The sequence below is a fragment of the Streptomyces sp. NPDC051921 genome, assembly GCF_040680975.1.
Classification (GTDB): Bacteria; Actinomycetota; Actinomycetes; order Streptomycetales; family Streptomycetaceae; genus Streptomyces.
Genome location: NZ_JBFAXU010000003.1, coordinates 347,422 through 362,656 on the forward strand (window position 1 = coordinate 347,422; position 15,235 = coordinate 362,656).

Annotated in this window: 14 protein-coding genes; 11 read left to right on the forward strand and 3 right to left on the reverse strand. The window is 74.1% G+C overall.

Annotated elements, in window-relative coordinates:
* Positions 1–3: 3 nt before the first annotated feature.
* The 6 genes from AB0M16_RS06305 (at position 4) to AB0M16_RS06330 (ending at position 4,749) form a co-directional block, all read left to right on the forward strand.
* The gene (locus AB0M16_RS06305) at positions 4–750 is read left to right on the forward strand and encodes a metallophosphoesterase (RefSeq protein ID WP_365339493.1); all 747 of its coding nucleotides are present in this window, start codon (positions 4–6) and stop codon (positions 748–750) included.
* A gap of 272 nt (positions 751–1,022) precedes the next feature.
* Positions 1,023–2,300, forward strand: a complete 1,278-nt coding sequence (locus AB0M16_RS06310) for a geranylgeranyl reductase family protein (RefSeq protein WP_365339324.1) — start codon at positions 1,023–1,025, stop codon at positions 2,298–2,300.
* A 140-nt stretch (positions 2,301–2,440) separates the two neighbouring features.
* A complete protein-coding gene (locus tag AB0M16_RS06315) occupies positions 2,441–2,947 on the forward strand; it encodes an SRPBCC family protein (RefSeq protein WP_365339495.1) in 507 nt (168 codons plus the stop codon).
* A gap of 199 nt (positions 2,948–3,146) precedes the next feature.
* Positions 3,147–3,695, forward strand: a complete 549-nt coding sequence (locus AB0M16_RS06320) for a PP2C family protein-serine/threonine phosphatase (protein WP_365339326.1) — start codon at positions 3,147–3,149, stop codon at positions 3,693–3,695.
* Between the two features lie 104 nt (positions 3,696–3,799).
* Positions 3,800–4,339, forward strand: coding sequence for an isochorismatase family cysteine hydrolase (locus AB0M16_RS06325; RefSeq protein ID WP_365339328.1), 540 nt, complete (start codon positions 3,800–3,802; stop codon positions 4,337–4,339).
* A gap of 65 nt (positions 4,340–4,404) precedes the next feature.
* Positions 4,405–4,749: a plasmid stabilization protein gene (locus AB0M16_RS06330; protein ID WP_365339330.1), complete on the forward strand. Its 345-nt coding sequence runs from the start codon at positions 4,405–4,407 to the stop codon at positions 4,747–4,749.
* Between the two features lie 99 nt (positions 4,750–4,848).
* On the opposite strand, the gene AB0M16_RS06335 is transcribed toward AB0M16_RS06330, so the two are convergent.
* Both AB0M16_RS06335 and AB0M16_RS06340 read right to left on the reverse strand, forming a co-directional pair.
* Complete coding sequence (locus AB0M16_RS06335) at positions 4,849–6,645, reverse strand: thiamine pyrophosphate-requiring protein (protein WP_365339332.1); 1,797 nt, start codon at positions 6,643–6,645, stop codon at positions 4,849–4,851.
* 296 nt (positions 6,646–6,941) lie between these two features.
* On the reverse strand, positions 6,942–7,514 hold the full coding sequence (locus AB0M16_RS06340) for a hypothetical protein (protein WP_365339334.1): 573 nt from the start codon (positions 7,512–7,514) through the stop codon (positions 6,942–6,944).
* Positions 7,515–7,693: 179 nt separating this feature from the next.
* On the opposite strand from AB0M16_RS06340, the gene AB0M16_RS06345 reads away from it, so the two are divergent.
* The 4 genes from AB0M16_RS06345 (at position 7,694) to AB0M16_RS06360 (ending at position 13,025) form a co-directional block, all read left to right on the forward strand.
* Positions 7,694–8,872: an alcohol dehydrogenase catalytic domain-containing protein gene (locus AB0M16_RS06345; protein WP_365339336.1), complete on the forward strand. Its 1,179-nt coding sequence runs from the start codon at positions 7,694–7,696 to the stop codon at positions 8,870–8,872.
* A 63-nt stretch (positions 8,873–8,935) separates the two neighbouring features.
* A complete protein-coding gene (locus AB0M16_RS06350; RefSeq protein WP_365339338.1) occupies positions 8,936–9,940 on the forward strand; it encodes a DNA topoisomerase IB in 1,005 nt (334 codons plus the stop codon).
* A gap of 141 nt (positions 9,941–10,081) precedes the next feature.
* Positions 10,082–10,783, forward strand: a complete 702-nt coding sequence (locus tag AB0M16_RS06355; RefSeq protein WP_365339340.1) for a DUF6328 family protein — start codon at positions 10,082–10,084, stop codon at positions 10,781–10,783.
* Positions 10,784–10,892: 109 nt separating this feature from the next.
* Complete coding sequence (locus AB0M16_RS06360; RefSeq protein ID WP_365339342.1) at positions 10,893–13,025, forward strand: SpoIIE family protein phosphatase; 2,133 nt, start codon at positions 10,893–10,895, stop codon at positions 13,023–13,025.
* Between the two features lie 39 nt (positions 13,026–13,064).
* Here the strand turns inward: AB0M16_RS06360 and AB0M16_RS06365 are convergent, their stop codons facing one another.
* A complete protein-coding gene (locus AB0M16_RS06365; protein ID WP_365339344.1) occupies positions 13,065–13,466 on the reverse strand; it encodes an STAS domain-containing protein in 402 nt (133 codons plus the stop codon).
* Between the two features lie 534 nt (positions 13,467–14,000).
* On the opposite strand from AB0M16_RS06365, the gene AB0M16_RS06370 reads away from it, so the two are divergent.
* The gene (locus tag AB0M16_RS06370) at positions 14,001–15,173 is read left to right on the forward strand and encodes a YbdK family carboxylate-amine ligase (protein ID WP_365339346.1); all 1,173 of its coding nucleotides are present in this window, start codon (positions 14,001–14,003) and stop codon (positions 15,171–15,173) included.
* Positions 15,174–15,235: the final 62 nt, after the last annotated feature.

Below are 15,235 nucleotides of genomic sequence, written 5' to 3' on the forward strand. Positions count from 1 at the left end.
AGGGTGGCGGCCGTGGGCGACATCCACCTGAGCGCGGACTGCGCCGGACTGCTGCGGCCCGCCTTCTCCGTCCTGCCCGACTGCGCCGACCTGCTGCTGCTCGCCGGGGACCTGACCCGGCACGGCCTGGCGACGGAGGCCGAGGTGGTGGCGGGGGAGGTCCGTGAGATCGGGGTCCCGGTCGTGGCCGTTCTGGGGAACCACGACTACCACTCGGACGAGGAGGCGGCCGTCTCCCGGGTCCTCTCCGCGGCCGGGGTCAGCGTCCTGGAGGGGGACGCGGTCGTGATCGGCGTCGGCGGGCGGAAGGTCGGCGTCGCCGGCACCAAGGGGTTCTGCGGAGGCTTCGTCGGGCGCAGCGCGGGCGAGTTCGGCGAACCCGAGATGAAGGCCTTCGTGCGGACCACCCGGCGGAGCGCGGAGCGGCTGACGGCTGCGCTCGGTGACCTGTCCGCGGGCGGCTGCGCGGTGCGCATCGCGCTGACCCATTTCTCCCCCGTACCCGACACGCTGGCCGGCGAGCCGCTGGAGATCTACCCCTTCCTCGGCAGCTATCTCCTCGCCGAGGCCATCGACACCGCGGGCGCCGACCTCGCCGTGCACGGCCACGCCCACCTCGGCACCGAGCACGGCATGACGGCGGGTGGCGTACGGGTCCGCAACGTCGCCCAGCCCGTCATCGGCCGGGCGTTCGCGCTCTACCGACTGCCGGTGGACGGCCAGGGCGCCGCACCCGTGCTCCCCCTCTGAGGCGCGTTCCGGGGCGACCGCCCCCTGTCGGGGTGCACCCGCGCAGGAGACCCTCTCCGCCCACCCCGCCGGCGCCGCCCCCCGGTGCGGGAACCGGTCGGGCCCCCACTCCGCCATCGGCGCCGAGGGCTCCCCCCGGCGGGTCGCGCAGGGGCACCCCGTCCGGTGGAGGCCGCCGCGAAAACACCCCGAAGACGGGCGAGCGAGATCCCGGGCCGTGGGTACGGATGAGAAGTCGTCCCCTCCTGACGAGCCGAGCAGAGGAAGATCCCATGGACCCGTCCCCCCACCCCGACGAAGCGGCCGACGTCATCGTCGTCGGCGCCGGCCCCGCCGGCTGCAGCGCCGCCTACCACCTGGCACGGGCCGGGCACGACGTCCTGCTGCTCGAGAAGGCCACCTTCCCCCGCGACAAGGTCTGCGGGGACGGCCTCACGCCGCGTGCCGTCAAGGAACTCCTCGGCATGGGCATCGACGTGGCGGGCGACGGCTGGGTGAGGACGCGCGGCCTGCGTGTCCACGGCTCCGGCACCGCGGTGGAGATGCCGTGGCCCGTCGTCGCCTCCTACCCGGACTACGGGCTCGTACGGACCCGGCAGGACTTCGACCGGCTGCTCGCCCGGCAGGCCGTGACCGCCGGGGCGCGTCTGCTCGAGGGAACCAAGGTCATCGAGCCGCTCGTCGCCCCGGCCACCGGCCGGGTCAGCGGCGTCGTCGCCCGTCGGGACGGCGTCCGCCGCACCTACCGGGCGCCCTTGGTGGTCGCCGCCGACGGCGCCTCCAGCCGCCTCGCCGTCGCTCTCGGTCTCCACCCGCGCGCCGATCGGCCCATGGGCGTCGCCGTGCGCCGCTACTACACGGCACCGCACCGCAACCGGGACCACCTGGAGGCCTGGATCGACCTGGAGACCCGGGACAGCCGCGGAAGGGCCTCCATGCCGTTCGGCTACGGATGGATCTTCCCCGTCGGCGACGGCGCCTTCAACGTCGGCCTCGGCACCTTCCACATCGGACGCCGACCCGACGTCGACCACCGGCGGCTCTTCCGGGACTGGACCGCCCGCCTCCCCGCCGACTGGCACTTCGACGAGGAGCACGCCACCGGCCCGCTGCTCGGCGCACCGCTTCCCGCCGGGCTCAACCGGCGCCCGCAGTACACCCGAGGCCTGCTCCTGACCGGCGACGCGGGCGGAATGATCAACCCGCTCAGCGGCGAGGGCATCGACTACGCGATGGAGTCGGGCCGCCTCACCGCCGAGACCGTGACCCGGGCCCTCGCCCGCCCGACCGCCCCCGCCCGCGAGGAAGCCCTGCTGCGCTACCCCGAGGCCATCCGTGAGGCCTACGGGCGCTACTTCACGGTGGGACGGCTCGTCGTGCGTGCCCTGAACCACCCCCGGGTCATGCGGATCGTCGCCACCCGCAGCCTGAACCGGCCCGTCACCCAACGCTTCATGTTCAAGCTCTGGGCCAACCTGACCGACCCGCACAGCCCGGACGCCCTCGACCGGGTCATCACCGCCCTGCAACGCGCGGTTCCCGCCGCCTGACCCCCGGCCGGGCGGCGGCCCGCCCGGTGACCCGGCCGAGGTGTCCCTCTCCGTTCCGCTGGGCGGAGATTGAGTCGTACCTCGACGGGTACGCGCGGATCGAGCCCGTTTTGTCCAGGACGGTATGAGGAGGAATGACCGTGAGCATGGTGGAGCAGACCATCGATGTGGACGTTCCGCTGCGGAACGCCTACAACCAGTGGACCCAGTTCGAAGACTTCCCGAACTTCATGGAAGGTGTGGAGGCCGTCCGCCAGATCGACGACCGCCACTGTCACTGGAGCACCAAGGTCGCAGGAGTCCAGCGCGAGTTCGACACCGAGATCGTCGACCAGCTCCCCGACGAGCGCATCGCCTGGCGCACCGTGGGCGGTGACGTCAAGCAGAAGGGCGTCGTCACCTTCCAGTCCCTCGACCCGGACCACACCCGCGTCCGGCTGGCCATGGACATGGAACCCGAAGGCATGACCGAGAAGGCCGGCGACGCCCTCGGCTTCCTGGACCGCAGGGTCAAGGGCGACCTCAAGCGGTTCAAGGGCTTCATCGAGGAACGCGGGCACGAGACCGGCCAGTGGCGCGGCCGCATCCGTCCGTCGGGCGAACAGCACGGGGACACCACGGGCATGGGCGGCGGCGCGATGGGCTGACGCCACGTCCTGCCCCCTCGCAGCACACCGGTCGCGGCGCGGACCAGCACCAGGGGTCCCGCCGCGACCGGCGGTGCGCCGGGTCGCCGGCCCCCCCCGGGCCGCCGTGCGGCCCGGGGGGCCGACGACGCCGCCCGGCGGCCCCGACGCCGCCGCCGGGGGCGAGTGGTACAAGTGCCGCCTGCTTCCGGACGGACGGGTGCTCGTGGCCATCGGGGACGCCGCGGGCCACGGCCTCGACACCGTGGCCCGGATGGCCCAGCAGCGCCACGCCCTGGCCGGGCTCGCGCAGACCGGGGCCTCGGCGGGGGAGATCACGACCTGGCTGAACGAACTGGTCTGCAGCGATCCCGTCGGCCAGACCGCCACGGTGGTCGCCGGGCACATCGACGAGAGCCGCACCCTGCACTGGGCCGACGCCGGCCACCCGGCGCCCCTGCTGCTGCGGAACGGCCGCGCGGAACCCCTGGACCCGGCCCGGCGGGGCCCGCTGCTCGGTGCCCTCCCGGGGTACGGGTACGAGACGTCCTCGGTCCCGCTGCGGGAAGGTGACGTGCTGCTGCTCTACACCGACGGCATGGTGGAGCGCCGGGGCGAGGACGTGACGAAGGGCATCGAGCGCCTCGCGCACACGATGGGCCGTTCCTCCGAGCTCGACCCGCGGGAACTGGTGGACGTGCTCCTGGCCGACCCCGACCAGGCGGGGCCCGAGGACGACGCCTGCATGCTCGCGATCCGGGTGGAATGAACCGCAGGCGCGGGTCCGCCCTCCGGGCGGGCGCTGCGCCGAACGGGGAAGTCCCCGGCCCGGCCACCCGTGCGGAACGGAGGGAAGCGTCCAGATTCGACGCCATGGACAACACGGCCGTGGTGGTCATCGACATGCTCAACCCCTACCGGCACCGGGACGCCGACCTCCTGGTCCCCTCCGTCCGCACGGTGCTCCCCGCCGTGGTGCGGCTGCTGTCGGCCGCCCGGGAGGCCGAGGTGCCGGTGGTGTACGCCAACGACAACTTCGGCCAGTGGCGCTCCCACCACGGCGAGATCATCGACATCGCGATGGCGGGCGAGCATCCGGACCTGGTGGAGCCGGTCCTTCCGGACGAGGACGCCCTGTTCGTCGTCAAGGCCCGCCACTCCGTCTTCTACGAGACCCCGCTCGCCTACCTGCTCGGAACCATGGACATCACCCGCCTGGTCCTGGTGGGACAGGTCACCGAGCAGTGCGTGCTGTACTCCGCGCTGGACGCCCACATCCGCCACCTCGACGTCGTGGTGCCGACGAACGCGGTCGCCCACATCCACGCCGACCTCGCCGAAGCCGCCCTGCGCATGATGGAACGCAACATGGGCGCCCGGCTGATCGACGGATCCGTGCCGCTGCGAAGGTGACAGGGGGCGAAATCGGGGCACCCGCCTCCATGACCGTGACACCAGCGTCGACGAGGAGGTGCGTGATGCCCCGAGGATCCAGCGGCAAGCGTGAGCGCCAGTACGAGCACATCAAGGAGTCGGGCAAGAAGCGCGGGATGTCCGAGGACCGTGCCGAGGAGATGGCCTCCCGGACGGTGAACAAGGAACGCGCCCGCTCCGGGGAGAGCAAGACGGCGAGCCGCAGCTCGACCCAGGGCAAGTCCGCCTCGCAACGCGGCGGCGAGAAGTCCGGCGGTGGCGGTGGCGGCGGCGGTTCGAGCTCGTCCGGGCGCACCAAGGACGAGCTGTACGAGGAAGCCAAGGAGCGCAACATCCACGGCCGCTCGAACATGACCAAGCAGCAGCTGAAGAACGCCCTCGGCCACTGACCCGGGGGCCGGCGTCGCACCCGGCGGCGGACGGCACGGCGACCGGCGCCACCGCGGCGGGCCGGCGTACGGTCCGCCGCGGGAGGGTCGGGGCGGTCCTCACCGTGGCCGGCGGCCGGGCAGGAACTCCTGGACCTTGGCCTTGAAGCCCTGGCGGACCATGGCGGCCCGGTCGCTGTCGCCCTTCAGGACCGACGCGGCAGCGGCCTCGATCTGGTCGAGCGAGGCGTGCGGAGGGATCGGCGGCACGGCCGGGTCGGTGACGAAGTCCAGCACGCACGGCCGGTCGGCGGCGAGCGCGGACTCCCACGCGCCGCGCACCCCTTCGGGCGTCTGGACCCGGATGCCGTGCAGGCCGATGAGCCGGGCGAAGTCGGCGTACGGGACGTCCGGGAGCGACTGTGAGGGCAGGAACTGCGGCGCGCCGGTCATGGCGCGCATCTCCCAGGTGACCTGGTTGAGGTCCTGGTTGTTGAGCACGGCCACGATCAGCCGGGGATCCTCCCACTCCTGCCAGTACTTGGCGACGGTGATCAGCTCCGCCAGCCCGTTCATCTGCATCGCCCCGTCGCCGACCAGTGCGATCGCCGGACGGTCGCCGTGGGCGAACTTGGCCCCGATGCCGTACGGAACGCCCGGGCCCATGGTGGCGAGGGTGCCCGACAGCGAACCCCGCATCTGCCCGCGCAGCCTCAGATGGCGGGCGTACCAGTTGGCCGCGGAGCCGGAGTCGGCGGTCACGATGACGTCCTCGGGCAGCAGCTCGTCGAGCGCGTGCACGACGTACTCGGGATTGACCGGGTCGGCCTCGACCGCGGCCCGCCGCTCCATGACCTCCCACCAGCGGGCGGTGTCCTTCTCGATCCTCTCGCGCCAGCCCTCGGCCCTGCCGCCCGGCTCCAGCAGCGGCAGCAGCCGGCTCAGGGCCTCGCGGGCGTCGCCGACCAGGTTGACCTCGAACGGGTAGCGCAGCCCGACCATGTGCGGGTCGATGTCGATCTGTACGGCCCGGGCCTGCCCGAACTCCGGCAGGAACTGGGTGTACGGGAACGACGAGCCGATCACGAGGAGCGTGTCGCAGTCCTTCATCAGCTCGTACGACGGCCGGGTGCCGAGCAGACCGATGGAACCGGTGACGTACGGCAGGTCGTCGTCCAGCGCGTCCTTGCCGAGCAGGGCCTTGGCGACGCCCGCACCCAGGCGCTCGGCGACCGCCATGACCTCCTGCCGGGCGCCGCGGGCACCCTGCCCGATCAGGATCGCCACCTTCTCACCGGCGTTGAGCACCTCGGCGGCACGCGCGAGGTCCGCGTCACCGGGCACCGGCGCGTAGGCGGGCATCCCGAGGCTGGACGGGACCATCTTGAAGGCGTGCTCGGGAGGCGTGTAGTCGAGTTCCTGCACGTCGGCGGGGATGATGACGGCGGTCACCGACCGCCGGGCCTTCGCGGTGCGCATCGCGCGGTCGATCACGTTGGGCAGCTGCTCGGGAACGGTGACCGTCTCGCAGAAGTCGGAGGCCACGTCCTTGTAGAGGGCCATGAGGTCGACCTCCTGCTGGTACGAGCCGCCCATGGCGCTGCGATGGGTCTGCCCGACGACGGCGACGACCGGCACATGGTCCAGCTTGGCGTCGTACAGGCCGTTGAGCAGGTGGATCGCACCCGGTCCCGAGGTGGCGACGCACACCCCGACCCTGCCGGAGAACTTCGCGTAGCCCACGGCCTCCAACGCGGCCGTCTCCTCGTGGCGGGCCTGCACGAACCGCGGCTCGTCGTCGGCCCGGCCCCAGGCCGCGAGCAACCCGTTGATGCCGTCGCCGGGATAGCCGAAGACGTGTTCCACCTCCCAGTCGCGCAGACGCTGGAGGACATGGTCGGAGACCTTCATCGACATGATGCGACACCTTTCGGCAGTGGTCGGCGCCCCGGAGCGTCCCGGCCGGCCGGTCGACCGGCCGTGCGTCCCCGCCTACCCCCGGGCACGCCCCGCACGCGGGTCGCTGCCGGGGTCCTCCGTGCGCGGCACGCCAGGCCCGGGCCGGGAGCGCCGGGGCCCCCGCAGGCGCGGACCGGGACGTGAACGGTCCCGCCCTACCGGCCGGGCCGGGGAACCTCAACCGCTCCGGCCCGGTCGTGCGCCCGGTCGACGGACCCGAGGGGCGGCGAGACCTGACGGGCGCGCGGCACCGGTCACCGGCCCGCCCGGCCCCCGCCCCCGGCCGCCCCGTGCGCCATGGGGTGCAGGGCTCCGCCCGGGGCCGGGAGCGCGCGGGCCGCGGCGGCGAGACGCATCTCCTCCAGCACGCCCGCCTGCCGGTCCGCCCGCTCCAGCAGCCGCTCCAGAAGGGCGTGTTCGAGCCGCGGGTCGGCGTCGGCGACGGTCCGCAGGGCGGACCAGCCGGCGGCCTTGCCCTCCACGCCCAGACGCATGGCCTCGAACTCCAGGACGTCGCTCAACGGTGAGCGGGACACCAGGCGCCCGTTGAGCTTCAGGCGTCCGGCCAGCTCCGCCAGGGCGCCCAGGGCCGCCCGGGCGTGCCGGGCCGGCACGTCGAGGGTCCGCATGATGTCCTGAAGGCTGTCCCGGTCCTCCGCGATCTCCTGGGCGATGCGCGCCAGCGGAGCCTCCAGCGGCGTGCCCCGATGGCGCCGGACGATCCGACGGATCAGCGCCAGTCCGCCCCGCGAACCCGCCAGATGGTCGTTGAGATAGATGGCCAGCAGCCGCCCGGGATCCGGGGCCGCGAGATGTCGCCGTGCCATGACCGCGCCTTTCGCTCACGGACAGCCCGCGGCTGCCCGTCGAGGGCCCCGGCCACGCTCCTGCCCGCACGGTTCCGGACGAAACCCGGTGGGCCGCCGCGAGCCGCCCCGCGTACTCGTCGTCGGACTGGGCACTCGGCCGGACAGGAAGCCCGTCACTTCGACAAGGAGGGCCCGCGATGAGGGCACTGACCTGGCACGGCACGGCCGACGTGCGCGTCGACACCGTGGAGGACCCGGTGATCGAGCAGCCGGCCGATGTGATCGTCAAAGTGACGACCACCGGACTGTGCGGTTCTGACCTGCACCTTTATCAGGTCTTCGGACCGTTCCTCGACGAGGGCGACATCCTGGGCCACGAACCGATGGGCATCGTCCAGGAAACGGGCCCGGAGGTCACCGCCGTGGTGCCCGGCGACCGGGTCGTGGTGCCCTTCAACATCTCCTGCGGCACCTGCTTCATGTGCGCCCAGGGGCTGCACTCGCAGTGCGAGACCACGCAGGTCCACGAGCACGGCATGGGCGCCTCCCTGTTCGGCTACACCAAGCTCTACGGCCAGGTGCCGGGCGGCCAGGCGGAGTACCTGCGGGTGCCGTTCGGCGACCACCTGCCGGTCAAGGTCCCCGACGGCCCGCCGGACGACCGGTTCGTCTACCTCTCCGACGTCCTTCCGACGGCCTGGCAGGCCGTCCGGTACGCCGCCGTCCCCCCGGGCGGCAGTCTCGCCGTCCTGGGCCTGGGCCCCATCGGCGACATGTGCACCCGCGTCGCGGCCCACCTCGGCGTGGACCCGGTCATCGGCATCGACCTCGTACCGGAACGCCTGGACCGGGCCCGCCGGAACGGCGTCCGGGTCTTCGACCTCGACCGGGACGACGTCGTGGACGCCGTCCGCGACGTGACCGACGGCCGCGGACCGGACGCGGTCATCGACGCGGTGGGCCTGGAAGCCCACGGTGCGCCGATGGCGGCGGGAGCCCAGAAGGTCACCGGGCTGCTGCCCGGCCCGCTGGCGGCCCGACTGATGAAGCGCTTCGGAGTGGACCGCCTCTCCGCCCTGCACCTGGCCATCGAACTGGTCCGCCGCGGCGGGACCGTATCCGTGTCGGGCGTCTACGGGGGCATGGCCGATCCCATGCCGATGCTGACCCTCTTCGACAAGCAGATCCAACTGCGCATGGGGCAGGCCAACGTACGGCGCTGGATGCCGGACCTCCTGCCCCTCGTCACCGACGGCGACCCCCTGGGCGTCGAGGACTTCGCCACCCACCGGCTGCCCCTGGACGAGGCACCCGAGGCCTACGCCATGTTCCAGAAGAAGCAGGACGGCGCCGTGAAGGTGCTGTTCACCCCCTGACGCCGCGGCCATGACCACGAGCTCGCACACCGGGCCGTCCGCCTCCCGGACGGGGGCACGCCGATGACGCGCCAGGCGCGGTTGCGGACCAGCGACCCGGGCGGAGCGGGCTACCGACGGGTCCGCTGCGGCCGCGGCTTCCGCTACCTCGATCCCGCGGGCCGGACGGTGCCCCCGGGTGAGGCACGCGACCGGATCCGGGCCCTCGCGGTGCCGCCGGCCTGGCGGGACGTATGGATCTGCCCCTGGCCCGACGGACACCTCCAGGCCACGGGCACCGACGCCGCCGGCCGACGCCAGTACCTCTACCACCAGCGCTTCCGAGCCCTGAGGGAAGCGGCCAAGCACGACCACGCCCGCGAGGTCTCCACCGCACTGCCCCGGCTGCGGGCCGCCGTCGAGCGCGACCTCGCGAGCCGCGGCCTGACCCGGACGCGGGTGCTGGCCTGCGCCACCCGCCTGCTGGACCTCGGATTCTTCCGGGTGGGCTCCCAGGCGTACGTACGGGACAACAGCACGTACGGCCTGACCACCCTGCGCCGCGAGCACGTGGACTGCGGGCGCGGCGAGATCTGCTTCCACTACCCCGCGAAGAACGGCACCGAGCGCACCTGTCGCGTCACGGACCCCGCCGCCCGGACCGCCGTGCGCTCACTGCTCCGCCGCCGCGACACCGGCCCGGCTCTCTTCGCGTACTGGGAGGGCCGGGCCTGGCACGAACTGCGCGCGACGGACCTCAACGACTACCTGCGCGACCGCTCCGGCGCCGAGATGACGGCCAAGGACTTCCGCACCTGGAACGCCACCGTCCTCGCGGCCGTCGCCCTCGCCGTCTCGCGGCGCGCCGAAGCGCCCCGGCGCGCCGTGACCCGTGCCGTGCGCGAGGTGAGCGCCTACCTCGGCAACACTCCGGCCGTGTGCCGCGCCTCGTACATCGACCCGAGGGTGGTGGAGTCCTACGAGCGGGGCCGGACCATCGCCCCGGCCCTGGAAGGCCTCGGCGCACGGCCGGGACGTCCGGCCATCCAGGGCCCCGTCGAGGAAGCCGTCCGCCGTCTCCTGGCCTGACCGGCCGCCCCACGGCGCACGGCCCGGCGGACGTTACGCGGGACACCGGGCGGGTAGCCGCCCCTGACAGCGGGACCTCGCATCCCAGGAGGCGACCGACATGGTCACGTACCGCACGACTCCCGTGAACGGCGGGGCACCGTGATCGCCCGGGCCGCCAACGTGGGCGAGCGACAGGAGACCTGTGACGAGCGGGCCGACCGCCTCTGGTCGGAACTCATGCACGAACTGCGGGTCGTCCTGACCGTCGTGCAGCTGCTCCTGGCCTTCCTGCTGGCAGCGGCGTTCACCCCCGCGTACGGGCAGCTCGACCACACCGACCGACTGCTCTACCTCGTCTGCGTGCTGAGCGGCGCCGCCGCGACCGCGGCACTGACGGCACCGGTCGCCCTTCACCGGCTCGTCACCGGCCTGGAGGTCAAGTCCGAGACGGTCGCCTGGGCGTCCCGCCTCGTGGCGACCGGCATGGTCCTCCTGCTCGTCATGACCGTCCTGGGGATCCTCGTCGTCCTCCGTCAGATCACCGGGGCCCTCCCCGCCCTCCTCCTGGCCGCCGCCCTGGCGCTGTGGTGGGCCATGTGCTGGGTCCTGCCGGCCCTCCTCCTCCGCCGCCGCCGTGCGCGCGAACGCCCGGGCGGGCTCGGGAGCGCGGCCACGGCCGCCACGAGGGGACCGCGGACCGCGTGGCCCTGGCGGACGCGCCGCCGGGCGGGGCCGACGGTGTCGGCAGCGGCAGGGGTCCTGCGCGGCCAGGCGGCGCGCGTGCGGCCGAACGGTGCCGCCGATGGGCGCGGGCGCGCGGCGCCGCGCCACTCGCCCGTGCCCGGAGAGGCGAGCCGGTGACGAGGCGTCGCGGATCCATGGCCCCGCTGCGGGGCCTGCCGGGTGCCGGGCACGAGGAAGGACCGTCCCGCACTCCCGACCGGAGGAGCGGTGGAGGCGAGGTGCCGTGATGGCCGGACCCGATGAGGAGCTGGACGGAGCCGGGCTGCTGGACGCGGTGCTGGCCGACACCGTGCGCCGTACCGGGGCTTCCGCCGGGGCCGTCTACCTGCTCGACGAGGCCACCCAGGTCCTGGACCTGACGGTGCTGTGCGGAGTGCCGCTGGAGGTCGCGTGGCCGTGGCTGCGGGTGCCGCTGGGCGCGCCCGTCCCGGTGAGTGACGCCATTCGCGAGAACCGCCTGGTGTGGGTGGGCTCGCAGAACGCCATGGCCCGCGCCTATCCGCGCGCCGCCGCCAGCCTGCCGTACCGCTTCGCCCTCGCCGCGGCCCCGCTCGCGGGCCGCGACCGGTGCCGGGGAGCGCTCATGCTCCTGTGGCCCGCCAGCCACCCCGCCGACGCCTCCCGGCGCGAGCGCGGTCACATCGCCTCCGCCGCCCGGCGCACGGCTCGCGTCCTGGACGAGGTCCCCGAGCCGTTCACCGCCCCCGATCGGCCCCGCCTCGTCCCGGTCGGCTCGTCCGCCCCCGCCCGGGGCGGGCAGCCCTCCCAGCCGGCCGCCGACTACGTCGAACGCCTGCCCGAGGGAGCCCTCGGCATGGACCTGGAGGGCCGGATCACCTTCCTGACCGCCGAGGCGGCGTCGCTGCTCGGCCGCGACGCCGGGCGGCTGCTGGGCACCAGGCCCTGGCAGTCCCTGCCCTGGCTGGACGACGCGGTGACCGAGGACCACTACCGCACCGCCGTCATCAGCCGCGATCCCGTCGCCTTCACGTCCCTGCGCCCCCCGGACACGTGGCTGCGCTTCCAGCTCTACCCGGACGCGAGCGGCATCAGCGTCCGTATCACCCGGGCCGCCGTGCCGGAGCACGGCCCGCCGCCGCCCGCCGAGGCGGTGCCGGCCACGCGTTCCGCCCCGTCCGGCCCCGCGACGGTCGGACGTCTCTACCAGTTGGTCCACCTGGCGGCGGCCCTGACCGAGACCGTGGCCGTCCGCGACGTCGTCGAGCTGGTCGCCGACCAGGTGCTGCCCGCTTTCGGCGCCGACGGCCTGGTGCTGTCCGCCGCCGACGCCGGACGCCTCAAGATCACCGGACACCACGGCTACGACCAGGAGACCATCGACCGGCTCGACGGCCTGCCCCTCGACACGGACCTCACTCCCGCCGGGCAGACGCTCGCCGACGGCGTCCCGTCGTTCTTCGCCGACCCCGACGAGATGGCACGCCGCTACCCGAGGGCGCCACGGATCAGTGGCAAGCAGGCATGGGCGTTCCTGCCGCTGATCGTCTCCGGCAGGCCCGTGGGCTGCTGCATCCTCTCCTACGACCGGCCCCGAGAGTTCAGCGCCGACGAACGGGCCGTCCTGACCTCGCTCGCCGGACTGATCGCCCAGGCCTTGGACCGCGCCCGCCTCTACGACGCCGCCCGCGACCTCGCGCGAGGCCTGCAGCAGGCCCTCCTGCCACACCGGCTGCCCGTGCTTCCGGGGCTGGACGCGGCGGCCCGCTACCTGCCGGCCAGCCACGGAATGGCCATCGGCGGCGATTTCTACGACCTGATCCGCCTCGACGGCGCCACCGCCGCCGCGGTGATCGGCGACGTCCAGGGCCACAGCGTGGCCGCCGCCGCCCTCATGGGGCAGGTCCGCACCGCCATCCACGCCACCGCCGGAGGGCCACCCGGACAGGTCCTCGCCCGCACCAACCGCGTCCTGGCCGACCTGGACTCCGATCTCCTGGTCTCCTGCTCGTACGCGCACATCGACCTCGCCCGTCAGGAAGCCGTCCTGGCCAGCGCGGGCCACCCGCCCCCGCTGCTGCACCGTCCCGGCCAGCGGGGGCACGCCGTGGAGATCGAACCGGGTCCGCTGCTCGGCATCGACCCCGACCTCGCCTACCCCGTCACCACACTGCCCCTCGGCCCCGGTGCGACCCTCGCCTTCTACACCGACGGCCTCGTCGAGGCACCGGGGGTGGATCCGGACCGTGCCGCCCACGCCCTGGCCGGCCGTCTCGCCGAGCACGGGGGACAGGACCTCGACCGGCTCATCGACACCCTCCTGCACCAGGCCCGGCCCACCGGCCTCTACACCGACGACATCGCCGTGCTCCTGCTGCGTACCGCCCCCCGGCCCGCATGACGGGCCCTCCGGCTGCCACGCGACGCGAGGCCGCTGCGGTCACGTCGTGCCGTTCTCCGCGAAGTCAAAAAGACGGGTGGTGCCCGTGAGGTCGAAGAGGCGGCGGAGGTGGTCGGGCAGGGGACCGACGAGGACGAGCCGGCCGGGACCGTTGCGGGCGGTGACCAGGGTGTGGAGGAAGGAGGAGTCGCCGAAGGCGATGCCCGACAGGTCGAGCAGGACGCGGGTGCCCCCGGCGTTGCGGGCGTCGGTCAGGGCCTGCCGCAGGCAGCCGACCGACTCCAGGTCGAACTCGCCGCTCGCCCGCAGCATCGCGGTGCCGTCGGGCCGCGTGGGCTGCCGGTGCACGCTCGTCCCGCCGGGTGCGCTGTAGAGGTGGCGACCGTCGGCCAGCGGCGTGTGCCGGACCCGGCCGTAGGCGGTGCGGTCGGCGGTCATCATGACGATGCGCCTCGATGTGCGTCGAGGGCGGGAGTCCCGGTGCCGAGTGGGTGGGCCCGGGGACCAGCCCGCCCGAGCGGTCGTCGGCTGGTGGGCGGGGCCGTCACGAGACCGTCGACGACCTGGGCCCGGGGGACGGGCCCCGGCCGGGGGCCGGCGGAAGCACCGGCCCTCCCGGGCGGGGGGCGTGCACGGGGGCACGTCCACCGGCCTCGTGGCCCTTTCCACGCCGCGCCTCTACCCGGCTTCCGGCCCGGCCATGCCCGTCGGCATGCGGCCGGCTTCGCGCGGCCGCCCGTGTACCTGGCCGGCTCCAGGCGCGCGCCCGTCGGCACCCGGCCGGCTCCGGGCGTGCGCCTGTCGGCACCCGGCCGGCTCCGGGCGTGCACCGACGCTTGCCCGGTATGCCGACGGGTGCCTGCGCGGAGCCGGCCGGTGTCCCGCCACGGTTGGCGGACCGTACGGTGGGCAGAGGCGGGGTGACCGGTGAGCCTGCCCGGGTTCGCCGTGCTCCGTACGACGAAGGACGTCCCCGTGTCACGCGAAGTGCTCGCCCCCGTACGTGTGGCCGACCGCCTCCCCGCTGACCCGCCTCGGGGCAGCGGGCCGACGACCGTGGGAGTGGAGGAGGAGTTCCTCCTGCTGGACCGGCGGACGGGCATGCCCGTGGCCCGTGGTCCGCGTGTCGTCGAAGCCGCGCGTGCCGTCCTGGGCGAACGCGCGCAGTCGGAGTTCTTCGGGGCGCAGGTGGAGGTGTGCACCCGCCCCACGGCCTGCCTCGCGGAGCTGCGGTCCGAACTGGCGCTGCTGCGGCAGGTGATGGCGGAGGCCGCGGCCGGTGAGGGCTGTCTGCTGGTCGCCGCCGGAACTCCGGTGATCCCTCCCGGGCGCCCACCGACCGTGACCCCGGACGAACGGTACGGGCGGATGGCCGCACGCTGGCCGTCCCTCGTCGGCTCGTACGACGGGATGGTGTGCGGCTGCCACATCCACCTCGGGGTGACCGGGCACGACCAGGCACTTGCCCTGTCCCGCCACATGCGCCCCTGGTTGCCGACCCTGCAGGCGCTCGCCGCCAACTCGCCCTTCTCCCTCGGCCACGACACCGGCTGGGCGAGCCGGCGCTTCGTGGAGCACGCGCGGTGGCCCGGAGTGGGCCCGGCCCCCCTGCTCGACGAGGCCGGGTACGAGCGCCTCGCCGACCACCTGGTGCGGGTCGGTGCGCTGCTGGACCGCCGGATGATCTACTGGTACGCACGCCCCTCCGAACACGTCCCCACCCTGGAGATCAGGCTCTGCGACGTCAACGCCGACCTCGACGTGGTCGTGCTGCTCACCACCCTCGCACGGGGGCTCGCCACCACCCTGCTGCCCGAGATCGCCGACGGCCGGCCGGTCCCGAGCATCCCCGAGCCACGTCTGCGTGCCGCGCACCGGGGGGCCGCGCGGCACGGGCTGGAAGGGGAGCGACTCGACCCCGTACGCGGGGAGTGCGTGCCCGCCATGACGTCCGTGGAGCTGCTGCTCGCGCGGGCCGGACCCGGACTGTCCTCCCTCGGCGACCTGGACCTCGCGCACGGACTCCTCGACCGGGTGCGGCGTTCCGGCGGCGGAGCCGCCCGTCAGCGGGCTTCGTACGCGAGGCGGGGCCGTCTCGACGACGTGGTCGGCGACCTGGTGCGCGCGACCTGCGGCACCACGACGTGAGGGCGCACGGGAGAGTTGTGCGCCCCCTTCCCGTGACCCGGCGGCACGGTGAGCGAGGGGGC